Consider the following 14046-nt stretch of genomic DNA (forward strand, 5'->3'; position numbering starts at 1 on the left):
TGCTTATGAAATTCCCTGGTTCGCGCCAGCGGCAGCAAAGGCACCAAGCGTCTGACGCGCGATGACGATTTTCTGGACGTCCGTGGCGCCCTCATAAATGCGTAGCGCGCGGATCTCGCGGTAGAGCTTTTCAACAGCCTCGCCTGAGCGCACGCCGTCACCCCCGTGTAGCTGAACGGCCTTGTCGATCACCTGCTGTGCCTGTTCGGTGGCAAAAAGCTTGGCCATAGCCGCTTCGCGGGTAACCCGCGGAGCGCCGCTGTCCTTGGCCCAAGCCGCGCGGTAAATCAGCAGGGCGGCAGCATCCACGTCCAGCGCCATATCGGCCAAATGTCCCTGCACCATCTGAAGATCGGCCAAAGGCGCGCCCTGGATCTGGCGCGTGGTGACCCGCTCAAGCGCCTCATCCAACGCCCTGCGGGCAAATCCGAGAGCCGCAGCGGCAACCGTGGAGCGGAAGATATCGAGCACAGACATGGCGATCTTGAAGCCTTCGCCGGGCTTGCCGATAAGGTCCGATTTTTTCACCCGGCAATCAGTGAAGCGCAGAGTCGCGAGCGGATGCGGAGCAATGGTGTCAAGCCGTTCAGCGACCTCAAAACCAGGAAGGTCCGGTGTAACGACAAAAGCAGATAGGCCCTTGGCGCCCGGCGCCTCGCCCGTGCGGGCGAACAGCGTATAGATATCGGCAATGCCACCGTTGGAAATCCAGGTTTTCTCGCCGTTCAGAACATAACTGTCGCCGTCGTCCGTCGCGGTCATAGTCGAGTTGGCGACATCTGATCCCGATTGAGGCTCGGTCAAGGCAAAGGCGGAAATCGCTTCTCCGGACCTTGTCTTCGGCAACCAGGCCGCTTTTTGTTCCGGCGTACCGAACAAGGATAGAGCACCTGTGCCGAGCCCCTGCATGGCAAAGGCGAAGTCGGCCAGCCCGTCATGACGCGCCAGGATCTCTCGTGACAGGCACAGAGTCCGGACATCCAGCGGTGCGCCGTTTTCAGATGCGGTCGGCTGCAGCCACCCGGCTTTACCCAGCTCCTTCACCAGAGACCGGCAGGCCTGATCGGTGTCGGAATGATCAACATGGAGATCGGCGGCAAAGGCCTCAAGCTCCTCTGCCATCTGGCGGTGCCGGTCATCGAGGAACGGCCAGGAAAGAAAGCTTTTGTCTGCCATCAGTTGCCCTCAAACACCGGTTTTTCCTTGTTGACGAAGGCGTTGTAGGCCCGTTCGAAATCACCGGTCTGCATGCAGATCGCCTGTGCCTGAGCTTCCGCCTCAATCGCCTGTTCGATGGACATGGACCATTCCTGAGCGAGCATGGTCTTGGTCATCATGTACGCAAAATTCGGCCCGGCCACGATCCGCTCGGCAAAAGTGACAGCTTCTGTTTCCAAAGCATCGGCAGCGACAAGACGGTTGAAGAAGCCCCAGCGCTCGCCTTCGTCCGCGCTCATGGAGCGGCCAGTATAAAGCAGTTCCGCTGCCCGGCCCTGGCCGATGATCCTGGGCAGGATCGCGCAAGCGCCCATGTCGCAACCGGCAAGGCCAACGCGGGTGAATAGAAATGCGGTCTTGGCTTCGGGCGTACCGATACGCAGATCCGACGCCATGGCAATGATTGCCCCGGCGCCGACACAGACACCGTCAATCGCTGCGATCACCGGTTTGCCGCAATTGATGATGGCTTTCACCAGATCTCCCGTCATCCGGGTAAAGGCGAGCAGCTCTTTCATCGTCATTTTGGTGAGCGGGCCGATGATGTCATGAACGTCGCCGCCGGAGGAGAAATTACCGCCGTTGGGCAGGAACACCACAGCATGAATTTCGTCGTTGTAGACAAGGTCCCGGAACCAGTCACGCAGCTCAGCGTAGCTGTCAAACGTGAGCGGGTTTTTCCGTTCTGGCCTGTTCAAGGACACCCGGGCAATGCCGCCTTCGACGGTCAGATTGAAGTGTTTCGGGGCGTCGGTCATTTGCTCATTGCCTTGTTAGAGGTTGCGCCCGCTTCCACTGACGAACCAAATTGCTCAAAAATGCCGTTGCAAGCGTCAATCGCCGGCCGGTCGAGGCCGCTCATCAACTCGTCGATCCAGCTTTCGTGTTTGGCCGCCAAATCGGCAAACATCGCGTGGCCCTCAGAAGTCAGCTTGACCCGGTTGGCACGTTTGTCGCCGGGAACGGCCAACCGCTCGGCATGACCATCATCCACCAGGCGCTCAACAATACCGGTTACATTGCCATTCGAGACTTTAAGCAAAACTGAGATTTCACTCATTTTCAGGCCGTCTGGATAGCGCGATAACGCAGATAGGACGTCGAAGCGCGGCAAGGTCGTGTCACATTCATCGCGCAGGCGGCGGCGGATTTCCGCTTCGATCCCTGAGGTTGCCTTGAGCAGTCGGAGCCAAAGCCGCAGCCGGGTTTTGGAGATTGGTTCCAGGGAAGTTTCTGTCTCAACCATCAGACTTCTCCCCCTGATAGGCTGAGCGCATGGCCGTTAATGCTGACTGCCCCATCCGAACAAAGCCAGAGAGCAGTCTCAGCAACTTCGCGGGGTTGAACAAAGCGGTTCTGCGGATTGATTTCCCGCAGTTTCCCTGCGGCCGTCTCCTGGTCCATACCCGTCTTTGCCATGATGTTTTCTATGGAGCGGTTCAGCATCGGCGTTTCCAGAAATCCTGGGCAGATTGCATTGACCGTGATGCCGGTGCGGGCCAGCTCCACCGACAAGGACTTTGTCAGACCGACAACACCATGTTTGGCGGCGCAATAACCGGTGACATAGGGATACCCTTTGAGGCCCGCCGTTGAGGCAATCGCGATCATTCGGCCCCAGCCGGCAGATTTCATATCGTTCAAAGCCGCCTGAAAGGAAAAGGCAACGCCAGTCAGATTGACGGCCAAGTTTGCGTTGAACGCTTTCGGCGTCATCTTGGAAAACGGCACACTTTCCGTTGCGCCCGCATTGGCAATGACAACCGAGATCGGGCCTTGTTCTTGGCGGGCCGCGTCAAAGGCCGCGAAGATGGCTGCAGGGTCCGACACATCACAGACCTGATAGGGCAGATTTTGCGCTTCGAGCTTTTCCGCATTCCGGCCCATGATGGTGACTTTCGCCCCGGCCTTGACGAAACCATGCGCGATCTCGGCGCCAGCCCCGGAGCCACCGCCGGTCACAACAACATGTTTGGCCCGCAAGCTCATACTTTACCCACCGTCTCGGCGTTCTTGTCAGCCAGCCGCCAAAGCTGATCGCGGCCCGCGAGATAAGGCAATGGCCAATCCGGCGCGGCCCGGTCACCAATCTTGGCGCCTTCATGCAGCGTCCAATAGGGATTGGTGAGATGCGGACGCCCAACAGCCACCAGATCGGCCCGGCCCGCCATCAGAATCGAGTTGGCGTGATCGGCTTCAAAGATGTTACCGACAGCCATGGTGGTCAGACCAGCTTCGTTGCGGATGCGGTCGGAGAACGGCGTCTGGAACATGCGGCCGTAGACCGGTTTGGCATCAACGGTTGTTTGACCTGCGGACACATCGATCAGATCTGCCCCGGCGTCCGAGAACATACGGGCGATCTCGATGGCTTCGTCCGGTGTGACCCCGTCGTCACCAATCCAGTCGTTGGCGGAAATGCGCACCGACATCGGTTTGTCCTCTGGCCAAACAGCGCGCATGGCTTTCAAGACTTCCAGCGGATAGCGCATGCGGTTTTCCAGGCTGCCGCCATATTCGTCTGTCCGCACGTTGGAGACCGGCGAGATGAAGGAGGACAGAAGATAGCCATGAGCGGCATGCAGTTCGATCATGTCGAAGCCGGCACGATCTGCCATTTGAGCAGACGCCACGAATTGATCGCGGATCTCATCCATTTCGGCGCGGGTAATTTCGCGCGGTGTCGCGTTGCGTGATGACCAGGCAATCGCGGAGGCGGACACAAGATCCCAGTTACCGCTCTCCAGCGGCAAGTCCATGCCTTCCCAGCCGAGATTGGTCGACCCCTTGCGGCCGGAATGGCCGATCTGGCAGGCGATCTTGGCGTCGGTGTGCTCATGGACGAAACCGGTCAATCGCCGCCAAGCGGCTTCATGTTCCGGTGCATAGAGCCCCGGACAGCCCGGCGTGATCCGGCCTTCCGGGCTGACGCAGGTCATTTCGACATAGACCAGACCGGCGCCACCTTTGGCACGCTCGCCGTAATGAGAAAAATGCCAGTCGGTCGGACAGCCGTCGACGGCTTTATATTGCGCCATCGGCGAGACCACGATCCGGCTTTTCAGCTCCATGCCGCGCAGCTTGAAAGGCGCAAACATTGGTGCACGCGGCGGTGTGTTTTCATTGTTCGCCACCGGCAGGTTTGCACCCTTGCGGGCCTGGTCCATAAACCAGCTTTCCGCGGCTTCCAGCCATTTCGGATCGCGCTCACGCAGGTTTTCGTGGCTGATCCGCTGTGAGCGGGTCAGCAGCGAATAGTTCAACTGAACCGGGTCGAGATGGAGATAACGTTCGACATTTTCGAACCACTCGAGCGAATTGCGCGCCGCCGATTGCAAGCGCAGCACTTCCAGGCGGCGCTGGTCTTCGTACTTCGCGAAGGCCGAGGCCAGATCCGGCTCGTTTTCAACGAGGTCGGCCAGCGATATGGCCGATTCCATTGCCAATTTCGAACCTGACCCGATGGAGAAATGGGCTGTGGCCGCCGCATCGCCCATCAGCACAACATTTTCGTGCGACCACTTCTCACAGAGCACACGCGGGAACTGGATCCAGGCAGATCCGCGCACGTGGTTGGCATTGGTCATCAGGCTGTGGCCATCCAGATGATCCTTGAAAATCTCCTCGCAGGTCTTAATGCTTTCCTGCTGGTTCATCTCACCAAAACCGAACGCCTCAAAGGTGTCCGGCATGCATTCAACAATGAATGTCGCCGTATCATCATCGAACTGATAGGCGTGGGCCCAGACCCAGCCGTGTTCGGTCTTTTCGAAGATAAAGGTGAAGGCGTCGGAGAAGGTTTGATGGGTGCCGAGCCAGACGAAGTGACACCTGCGCACATCAATGTCCGGCTTGAAGGTGTCGGCGAAAAGCGTGCGGGTCTTAGAGTTAAGGCCGTCGGCCGCAACAACCAGATCATAGTCCTTACGGTAGTCCTCGGCGCTACCGACTTCGGTTTCGAATTTCAGTTCAATGTCGAGTTCGCGGGCACGCTCCTGGAGCAAGAGGAGCAGTTGCTTGCGGCCAATGCCGCAGAACCCGTGTCCGCTGGAGAGCTGCTTGTCACTGCCGACATGCAGCGCAATATCGTCCCAATAAGCAAAATGCGCGCGAATTTTCTCCGCGCTGACCGGATCGTTGACCGCCAGGTTGTCGAGAGTTTCATCAGACAGCACGACACCCCAGCCAAAGGTGTCGTCCGCCTTGTTGCGTTCGATCACTGTGATCTCGTGAGAGCTGTCCCGCAGCTTCATCGAAATGGCGAAGTATAGACCGGCTGGCCCGCCTCCAAGACATACGATGCGCACGATATCCTCCCCGGATCTGATCTTTCCCAAAACGTGTGATGATGATCCTGCGCCTGTTTTTCAGATATTTCAAGTATGAAATTTTATATTTAAAATATATCGCAGCGCAACATGCGGTGAGATGGGCGTAAGCATGGATATACACGTCTGTGGATAGAGGCCGTACCACAACCCATGCGGTCATCCCCGCCCCCTGCGGGGATCTAAATATTTTCGAAAACTGAGAATAAACACGCTAAGCCTGCAGCAAGCGGACATGAGAGTGGATCCCCGCACAGAGGCGGGGACGACGGTGAGGAATCCTTCGCCCTCTATGGGCATCGTCCACCGGTAGCAGAAGCACCTGCGCCAATAGGCTTAAATACAGCGCCCGCCTTTGCCCATCGACATTGACCGCTTTGACTGGATTCACACGCAGTTCACACTTCCACAACCTCCGGCATTTATAGGACGAAAGACAATTTTTTTGGATTTCTGTATGCCCGTTCATCTATCGCTTGAGTACCAAGAACATACCACGCCCATGTTCGAGTTCGTTTCAGAACCGAAGAATATGGCGCTTATTGGTCTGAGTGTTGGCTATCCGTTAAATGCCGATCGTTTTGCAACGGTTGCCCGGCAACAGAAAAAGAAGAAGATCCACGACGTCTTTCCTCTGCCCGGCGTCAATGCGGTCAGCGAACGGTTCAAGGAAATTGTCGAGTCATACGAACCGGGGGTTCATCAGTTTTTTCCGGTAGAATTGTTCGACAAAGCGGGCAACCGTGTACCGACCAACTATTACATCTTCAATTGTACGGTTTGTGTAGATGCAGTGCTTGTTGAACACTCCGAGGTGCGCTGGAGCCAACGGCGAGTTGAGCCCTATGATCCTTTTCCGCGCATAGATCATTGGGACAAGGAAGTCCTCAGCGCTCAGGCGATTGCCGGACATCATGTCTGGTGCGGCGGCCTCCTTGAAACTGATGGCATCTATGTTTCGGATGCACTCTTTGACGATCTGAAACGCGCCAAGATCAAATACTTCAAGGAAAAGTCTTTGGAGGCGATCGATGTCGCCTGGCGCCCTGAAGACAACATCCAACCGATCCTTGACTGGGTAAAACAGAACGGCCTGCCAACCGAGGGCCGAGTATCCCGGTTTTTGAAAAACTACGTGTAGCGGTAGGCCTAAGCGGGATACCTTTTGATCATTCTCCCAGCAGGCTCTCTAGACCACTCCGCCGCCCTGCTTACTTTGCGGTCCGGTCGCCCTGGCCTTTGCCGATGAAGGTGCCCAGAATGATCTTCAGATCAAACAGCAGCCCACGGCGGGCGATGTACTCGGCATCCTTGCGGGCCAGGCGCACCGGATGGCTCATGTCGATGCCCTGGATCTGGGCAAAGCCGGTGATCCCAGGAAGAACATCCAGAACTCCGCGTTTTTTGCGCTCCTCCACCAGCTCTTCCTGAACCGGCAAGCACGGACGCGGGCCAACCAGGCTGAGTTCGCCTTTCAAGATGTTCCAAACCTGGGGCAGTTCATCGATCTTGGTCTTGCGCAAAAATGCGCCGATCGGCGTCACTGCGCTTTCGGAAATCTCGTGGGTTCCTGCCTGGCGCGTGTCCTTGCCCATGGTGCGGAATTTATAACACGTGAAGACCTTGCCGCCCTTGCCGACCCGCTCCTGCGCAAAGATCCCGGGACCGTCCGACCCGGTTTTAACCAGCATCCAGACGATCAACAGCAGCCACCAGAAAACCAGGATCACCGCAAGCGCAAAACCAACATCGATCAGCTTGCGGCCAAAGCGGTAAAGGCCGTTCTTATCCTGGTCATCGGCCAGCAAGACCGGCTCGTCCTCTGGCAGGTTCTCCTGGTCCTGTGTGACAAAACTCGCAATCCGGTCGGTGTGGACCGTAGGGGCCAGAGCGGACAGGACTTTGAAAAAAAGCGGCCGCAAAAACGCAGGCACCCGGTTTAAAACCGCCAGCTTGCCGGCATAGGAATCTCCATATACGGCTGGCAGATAAAGATTGCAGACGTTGATCCCGTCTCGAGCTGCCAGCGCCTCAGCTCCGGCCCGCTTGCTCGCCGCATAGGCCGTATCCGGACCCCCGTCCAGCGCATGAAAGCTGGAAAAATTGATGAACAGGGGAATACCCGCCGTCTTGGCCTCTTCAGCCAGTTTCACCGGCAGCTCCGCATTGACCTTGAAAAAGGTTTCTCTGCTTTCCTCCGAAGTCGTGTTCACCGCCGCCAAATGCAAAACCCGGTCATATCCACCGGCACTAGCTGGAAGATCCTCATAAGTGGCCCACTGCACCTTTGTGTTTTCAGAACCACGGGCCGGAGCCTTACGGCCGATGGCCAACACCTGGTGACCGGCTTCCGTCAACCGCTTGATAAGCTGACGCCCGACAAATCCGGACGCCCCAGTGAGGACAAGTTTCAAACCACTGCCTTTCCAGCCGCTTGCACTTTACCGAAGGTTTCAGGCACGGCGTTCAATCTCAAAATCAGCTGCTGACTATCAGCTTTCGCCTGTAGCCTCTACGGTTTCCTGCCTGCTTTTTAACTCAATCAGCCAAAGCAGACTCAACAGACCGAGCAGGCACCACCACCAGGCTTGCCAGGCGCCATGACTGACCACAGCCACAGTCCAAACCGCGGTTATGGTGCTGAGCAACGCCGGCAATACTCTGACGGGAACCGTTTTTAAGCCGCGGAAAAACAGGAAGATCAGCGCTGCGATGAGCGCCACGCCAAGCGCGCCAAGCTCGTACCAGACCTGCATCGCAAAATTATGCGGATGGCCCCAGCGGAGAAAGAGCTCAGGTATGTCTGTGTGTTTGTAGTCCTCTGCCGCCATCAAACTGGCGTCGACGCCGTGCCCCAATAGCGGAGCGTTGTGCAACAAGCTCGCGTGAGCCGTCCAGATATCGGCCCGGATACCGACAGACCCATACGGCAAATGTTGTTCGATGGCATCCGGCACCAAGGACATCACATGCGGCACCATAAGCGGCATCAAAACGAAGCTTGCAAGGACCAGGCTGCCCAGAACCCACGTGCCATTGCGTTTCAACAGCCAGAAGATAGGGAAGGAAACCAGCGTCACCATAAACGCCAGCTGCGCGGATTCACTTTCAGAGGAAAAAGCCGCAACTCCGACCACCAAGACCGAAGCAGCGCGCATCACAGCGGCCTGGCCGGATTTCAGGCAAACTAGCGCCAACGGCAAGAATAACACGATTGCAACCGCGGCCCGGTTCATCCGGAAGGCTTCGCTGGCTCCGCCCAAAAGACCTCTGATAGGCGCCTGGAAATAGATTTCTGACACAACAAAACCTGCGGTCGCAATCAAGACAGCGGGCAAAACCACTCTATTGAGACGGCGCGACGGTTCCAGGACCGCAAATGCCGACAAGGAAAGTGCAAACAGCAGCAAGTTTCCAGATAAATGGAGCGTTGAATCAATGCCCCTTTGAACCGAGGTGGTCCAAAGAATGCTCGCAACCATACAGAGAACCAGCAAAAAACAGATCACCGCTGCCTTGCTCGTGGCAATTCTCACCAATGATTGCCAGAGTATGTCCCAACCTTTGTCTTTCCACGCACAAGCAACCAGCAACACTGTGACTGCAACAAAGACAGGCGAGGCAATATTCCGTGACAAGACCATCAAGAACGGGGTCGCCATGATTAACGCGGCAACACTGTTTTGGACTAAATATCTGTCGAAATTCATATATCCGGTTTCAAAATAGTATCAGGGCCCGCGGCCCGATCACGCCTAATAATCCGGCCAACCGGAAAGCCACTCTTGATTAGCAAAATAAGCCGATTACACCAAGGCAAATTGCATTCTTTGCCGTATGGTGTTAGCCGACGCATATCCATTCACCAGTCAATCGCACGCAGGCGGTATGAAGTTTCTGAACAAAAGACTGATCGCAATCATTCATGACGCTTTCATGTCCGGCTTGGCATTGTTCATGGCGATCGTCGCCCGCTATGGAATTGACTATCTGCCGCCGTCACAAACGATCGCGGCCTGGATCGCCATTTTTGTTGTTATCTCCGCGATTGTCTTCAAGTTCATGGGCCTTGGCCGCGGCCTTTGGCGGTTCGCGTCCCTAGCGGATTTGCGCGCGATTGTCATCGCGTCATTGGCCAGCATTGTCATCTTTGTCCTCTGCCTGTTTTTGGTGACCCGGCTAGAAGCTTTGCCGAGATCCGTTCCGGTGATCACCTGGTTCATCATGGTGGTCTTGATCGGCGCCCCGCGCCTTGCCTACCGGGCCCATAAGGACGGTGGTCTGGGGCGGCTCGGCGGCATCGGAAAACCGGCAGAAGGCATCAAGCACGTGCTGCTGGCCGGACACGTGCGCGACGCCGAACAGGCCATTCGAACGCACCACTTGGAACGATCCGGCCTTTATAAGGTGCATGCATTGGTGTGCCCGAATGCTTCCAAGAGCGGCCACAGCATCCGCGGGATCCCGATCCTCGGCAATGTTAACGAACTCGCAGACCTGGCAAAAAGGCTGGAACGCTCCGGTGCAGCCGTTGAAGCGATTTTGTCGGTCACACCCCGCCCGCCGGCGGATTTTACGAAATCGCTCACTCAGTCAGCAGCGGAATTAGGCATTCCAGTGAAACGGGCAACGCCCCGGCCACTGGACCTCAGCGAACCGGATTTTTCCGAACTCACGATTGACGATCTACTCGGCCGACCGCCGGTCAAACTGGATACCAGCCGGATGAGCGATCTCATCAATGGCCGCACCATTTTGGTAACCGGAGCGGGCGGCAGCATCGGATCGGAGGTGGTGCGCCAGATCCTGAAATATAATCCGTCTCGTCTGGTGCTCATCGAAAACTCCGAATTTGCGCTTTACAAAATCGACCAGGAGGTTGAGCGGCGGGCTCCGGGGTTGCACCGCCGCGCTGTAATAGCCGATGTCCGTGACCGCGCCCGCATCCATGAGGTGGTTCAGTTCGAGCAACCAGCGATCATCTTTCATGCAGCCGCGCTCAAACACGTTCCGCTGGTCGAAGACAATCCGCTCGAAGCCATTCAGACAAACCTCATCGGCACCCGCAATGTGGCGGACGCGGCCGTTGCCGCTGGGGCGGAAGGGTTTGTGCTGATTTCCAGCGACAAGGCGGTTAAACCTACCTCCATCATGGGCGCGACCAAACGAGCGGCCGAAGCTTACTGCCAGGCGCTCGATGTCTCAGGTACAGACACCCGGTTCATCACCGTACGGTTTGGCAATGTTTTGGGGTCCAATGGCTCAGTGATCCCGCTGTTCCGACAACAGATTGAGGCCGGCGGCCCGGTGACCATCACCCACCCGGATATGCGCCGTTATTTCATGACCATTCCGGAGGCTTCCGAACTGGTTCTGCAAGCGGCCGCCTTCAGCGTCGACAATTCCAATCAGCGCGGCCGGATTTATGTTTTGGACATGGGCGACCCGGTGAAAATCACGGACCTTGCCAAGATCCTGATTTCGCTTGCTGGTTTGCGTCCGGAGAAGGACATCGAACTATCCTTTACCGGTTTGCGCCCGGGCGAGAAAATGTTCGAAGAACTGTTTGAAAGCGATGAGGAAAACCTGCCCTCAGGCGCCGACGGAGTGATCGTGGCCACCGCGAACCTGATGGAACTGGAGCGGATTGGCCATCTCGTCACGGACCTGCAAGCTTCAACGGCATCCGGCAACGTTCCGCTCAGCATTGCCCATCTGTCGGAAATCGTGCCGACACTGACCAACGAAAAGCTTGAAAAGAAACAGGCTTAGACACGCGGCGAAAGCGCGTTCGCTGTTCATTTGTGTAAGCAGGGTATTCGGAAGCAGGAAACGACGCGCTCTTTGAGAGCTTGGGCACATACGGGCGCTTGTCGAAAAATTAAGATAGCCAACAAAAAACCCATTAGGCATCTGGCCCGAAGGCCAGATGCCTAAGGTATCGTCTGTCTGATGACGTTTATCAGACGAAGTCGACGTAGTAGGCAACGCCTTCATCATTGAACTGCGGCAGAGTGGTGTTGATGCTGTCGCGTTCTTCCGGATTAGCGGTGTAAACATGCCCACCGGTATCCGTGTTGAAGAACCGGAACAGCTCGGTGTTGGCGCCGTTGTCTTCCGCATACGCGTAATATGCAATGCCTTCGTAGTTGAGCGACGGACTGTTTTCGATGAGGTTCAAACGCTCTTCTGCGCTTGCGGTGTAGAAGTGTGTGCCTGAGTCCGAATTGAAGAACCTGTAGACGGCGATGCCGGTATCGGCATTAGCGTTTGTGCTGAAAACGGCGCCTTCAAAGCTCAACAATTCGTTGTTGGCGATCACATTGTCCTTTTCTTCCGCGCTGGCGGTGAAAAAGTGTGTGCCGGTTTCGGTATTGAAGAAGCGGAAGACTTCCGTAGGTCCCGTGTCGGTAACCGGATCACAGCTGTAATCCGCAAGTGCAAACAGGCCATCTTCAAAGTTCACAAACTCGACATCGCGCAGAAGGTCGCGCTCACCGAAATCACCGACTGCAATCAGGTCATTGCATGTGTCGACATAGACGTCATTGACGGACCCTTGGGCGTAATAGATGTCATTGCCTTCACCGCCGACCACATAAGAGGCAACGCCGGTGTCATACAGTTTGTCGTGGCCGTTTGTGCCGGCTTGCTGATTCAAAATGCGCAGGCCGCCTTCGTTCGGAAGAACAACGATGGTGCCGCCAGTAACGCTATCAAGCCCAAGCTGCGTTTCGAACGTGCCGTCGTTATCAAGGTCCATCTCGAGGATTGATCCAGTGCCGTTGGCTGTCAGCTTGACCTGGTTCGCATTCGAGATCCCGCCGATATCGATTTTCTCGCCATATTCATAGTCTGTGATCTTTTCGCCTGCGGCGATATCTCCTGGCGAGAACACAAAGGTGTCGTCTCCTCCGCCGCCGGTCAGCGTATCGGCATCGGCGCCGCCGCGAAGGGTGTCATTGCCGGTGCCGCCGTTCAGCGTATCGGCCCCTTCCTCGCCGGCCAGGTAGTCATTGTCCGCGCCGCCGTTCAAGGTATCGTCGCCATCGCCGCCATGGAGCTGATCATCGCCGGCATCACCATTCAGCGTGTCATTGCCGGTCCCGCCGCTGAGGAGATCCGGTCCGTCGCCACCATTCAAGGTATCGTCACCATCGCCGCCGATGATCGTGTCGGCTCCTCCAGCAGCATAAACGACATCTGCTCCTGCAAGCGCAAAAATGATGTCGAGACCTTCGGTGCCTTCGTGAAAGCCGATATTTTCCAGGTCGATCATCGTCGCACTGGATTGATCAGGTTCGACGAACGTCACACTGGTTTGAGCGGCCTGATTGATCTTGATGGTCGTCGTCGGGGTCGCGCAACAATTGGCATCGACTTGCAGCTGACCGCGCTTGTCTCCGTCAAGAATGATGGTCCGGTCAACCGTCCCGTCTTGGTCGAGGTCAAGCTTGAGCCGTGTCTGATTGTTGGCAGCATCGTATTCAAGCGTAACGTCCCGGGATCCGAGCCGCACGCCAACGATGTCTATCTCCTCCTCAAATTCGTAATCTGTAATCCGGTCGCCATCATCTAGCGTGTCGCGATTAAAGTCATTCGGGTAATCGGTGTGAAATGAGAATTGATCTTTACCTGCCCCACCGGTAAGAACATCCGCACCCTTTGTGCCAGATACATAATCATCTTCATCCGTCGGTGTATTTGTGTTAGGCATTTTCTCCTCACTTTTCCGTAATACATGAAGAGAATACCTGAATACAGGTATAGTTCTGTGCCTTGGATCACGAAATTACTTCACGAAGCACTCGCAATTTTCGCAGAAGTCCTCGCGTTATGAAAACAACATCCGGTCCGATTGAACTGCCAGGCAAGCAATTGGCAGGGGAGGGAGCGATGCCAACAAGCCGCGAAAGCTGTTTGAGATGAACCCAAGCCGGGCCAGCTTACTGCCCGGATTGCTCTGCAACCATCAAGAGACCGAGGGCGGCAACAGTTGCGGCATCTTTGATCTCGCCAGACTGGATCATTCTGGTGATCTCTTCCCGGCTGAAAGCCGCGGTAAGCATGCCTTGCTCACCGGGGTCCCGGTTCACCTGGCCAACCTCAAGCTCAGTCGCCAAAAAGACATGCATTCCCTGGTTTGAATAACCATAGGCCTCAAACAGATGGCCAAGCTTGGTCAGGGACTTAGCCCGATAGCCGGTTTCTTCTTCAAGCTCTCCTAGAGCAACCTTTTCCGGATTCGTTCCCGGTTTCGTTTCCCAGGATCCTTGAGGAAACTCCCAATACCGGGCTTCGACCGGATACCTGTACTGCTGCACGAGTTGATACCGGCCGTCCGCATGACGCGGAATGATCAGCGCAAAATCTTCTTTATCGACGATCCCATAGATGCCGTTGGAACCATCGGGAAACTGAACCTGGTCCTCATGGACCTTCATCCATCTGTTTTCATAGACCGTTCGCCGGGAGAGTTTTTTGATCGTTTCCATCTGAA

11 protein-coding genes are annotated in these 14046 nt (G+C 56.2%); 2 read left to right on the forward strand and 9 right to left on the reverse strand.

All coding sequences use genetic code 11. The features are described from left to right. Window positions 1-3 precede the first annotated feature (3 nt). Genes FJ695_RS03030 through FJ695_RS03050 form a run of 5 tightly spaced genes read right to left on the reverse strand, consistent with a single transcriptional unit; the run spans window position 4 to window position 5525 of the window. Window positions 4-1176 (reverse strand): acyl-CoA dehydrogenase family protein, encoded by a 1173-nt coding sequence (locus FJ695_RS03030; RefSeq protein ID WP_141184060.1) that lies wholly within the window; start codon window positions 1174-1176, stop codon window positions 4-6. Further along, the gene (locus FJ695_RS03035) at window positions 1176-1976 is read right to left on the reverse strand and encodes an enoyl-CoA hydratase family protein (protein WP_141184061.1); all 801 of its coding nucleotides are present in this window, start codon (window positions 1974-1976) and stop codon (window positions 1176-1178) included. The genes FJ695_RS03030 and FJ695_RS03035 overlap by 1 nt, the downstream gene beginning before the upstream one ends. Continuing rightward, a complete protein-coding gene (locus FJ695_RS03040) occupies window positions 1973-2464 on the reverse strand; it encodes a MarR family winged helix-turn-helix transcriptional regulator (RefSeq protein WP_141184062.1) in 492 nt (163 codons plus the stop codon). The genes FJ695_RS03035 and FJ695_RS03040 overlap by 4 nt, the downstream gene beginning before the upstream one ends. Continuing rightward, window positions 2464-3207: an SDR family NAD(P)-dependent oxidoreductase gene (locus FJ695_RS03045; protein WP_141184063.1), complete on the reverse strand. Its 744-nt coding sequence runs from the start codon at window positions 3205-3207 to the stop codon at window positions 2464-2466. The genes FJ695_RS03040 and FJ695_RS03045 overlap by 1 nt, the downstream gene beginning before the upstream one ends. Next, entirely contained in the window at window positions 3204-5525 is a 2322-nt protein-coding gene (locus FJ695_RS03050) for a bifunctional salicylyl-CoA 5-hydroxylase/oxidoreductase (RefSeq protein ID WP_141184064.1), read from the reverse strand. The genes FJ695_RS03045 and FJ695_RS03050 overlap by 4 nt, the downstream gene beginning before the upstream one ends. 478 nt (window positions 5526-6003) lie before the next feature. Between FJ695_RS03050 and FJ695_RS03055 the strand changes: the two genes are divergently transcribed. Then, window positions 6004-6687, forward strand: a complete 684-nt coding sequence (locus FJ695_RS03055) for an imm11 family protein (protein WP_141184065.1) — start codon at window positions 6004-6006, stop codon at window positions 6685-6687. Window positions 6688-6757: 70 nt separating this feature from the next. Here the strand turns inward: FJ695_RS03055 and FJ695_RS03060 are convergent, their stop codons facing one another. After that, window positions 6758-7960, reverse strand: a complete 1203-nt coding sequence (locus FJ695_RS03060; protein WP_141184066.1) for a hybrid nucleoside-diphosphate sugar epimerase/sugar transferase — start codon at window positions 7958-7960, stop codon at window positions 6758-6760. Between the two features lie 78 nt (window positions 7961-8038). After that, window positions 8039-9208, reverse strand: coding sequence for an O-antigen ligase (locus FJ695_RS03065; RefSeq protein WP_168206243.1), 1170 nt, complete (start codon window positions 9206-9208; stop codon window positions 8039-8041). A gap of 226 nt (window positions 9209-9434) precedes the next feature. On the opposite strand from FJ695_RS03065, the gene FJ695_RS03070 reads away from it, so the two are divergent. Continuing rightward, complete coding sequence (locus FJ695_RS03070; protein WP_141184068.1) at window positions 9435-11318, forward strand: nucleoside-diphosphate sugar epimerase/dehydratase; 1884 nt, start codon at window positions 9435-9437, stop codon at window positions 11316-11318. A gap of 190 nt (window positions 11319-11508) precedes the next feature. On the opposite strand, the gene FJ695_RS03075 is transcribed toward FJ695_RS03070, so the two are convergent. Beyond that, window positions 11509-13263: a calcium-binding protein gene (locus FJ695_RS03075; protein ID WP_141184069.1), complete on the reverse strand. Its 1755-nt coding sequence runs from the start codon at window positions 13261-13263 to the stop codon at window positions 11509-11511. A gap of 229 nt (window positions 13264-13492) precedes the next feature. Then, window positions 13493-14041 (reverse strand): NUDIX hydrolase, encoded by a 549-nt coding sequence (locus FJ695_RS03080; protein ID WP_141184070.1) that lies wholly within the window; start codon window positions 14039-14041, stop codon window positions 13493-13495. Window positions 14042-14046: the final 5 nt, after the last annotated feature.

Origin of the sequence: Labrenzia sp. PHM005 (assembly GCF_006517275.1) — a bacterium.
Taxonomy (GTDB): domain Bacteria; phylum Pseudomonadota; class Alphaproteobacteria; order Rhizobiales; family Stappiaceae; genus Roseibium.

Excerpts from the sequence above, each read along its gene's own strand:
- FJ695_RS03040 (WP_141184062.1), bottom strand. The coding sequence starts at position 2,464 with ATGGTTGAGACAGAAACTTCCCTGGAACCAATCTCCAAAACCCGGCTG.
- FJ695_RS03070 (WP_141184068.1), top strand. The coding sequence starts at position 9,435 with ATGAAGTTTCTGAACAAAAGACTGATCGCAATCATTCATGACGCTTTC.
- FJ695_RS03045 (WP_141184063.1), bottom strand. The coding sequence starts at position 3,207 with ATGAGCTTGCGGGCCAAACATGTTGTTGTGACCGGCGGTGGCTCCGGG.
- FJ695_RS03065 (WP_168206243.1), bottom strand. The coding sequence starts at position 9,208 with ATGGCGACCCCGTTCTTGATGGTCTTGTCACGGAATATTGCCTCGCCT.
- FJ695_RS03030 (WP_141184060.1), bottom strand. The coding sequence starts at position 1,176 with ATGGCAGACAAAAGCTTTCTTTCCTGGCCGTTCCTCGATGACCGGCAC.
- FJ695_RS03075 (WP_141184069.1), bottom strand. The coding sequence starts at position 13,263 with ATGCCTAACACAAATACACCGACGGATGAAGATGATTATGTATCTGGC.
- FJ695_RS03055 (WP_141184065.1), top strand. The coding sequence starts at position 6,004 with ATGCCCGTTCATCTATCGCTTGAGTACCAAGAACATACCACGCCCATG.
- FJ695_RS03080 (WP_141184070.1), bottom strand. The coding sequence starts at position 14,041 with ATGGAAACGATCAAAAAACTCTCCCGGCGAACGGTCTATGAAAACAGA.
- FJ695_RS03035 (WP_141184061.1), bottom strand. The coding sequence starts at position 1,976 with ATGACCGACGCCCCGAAACACTTCAATCTGACCGTCGAAGGCGGCATT.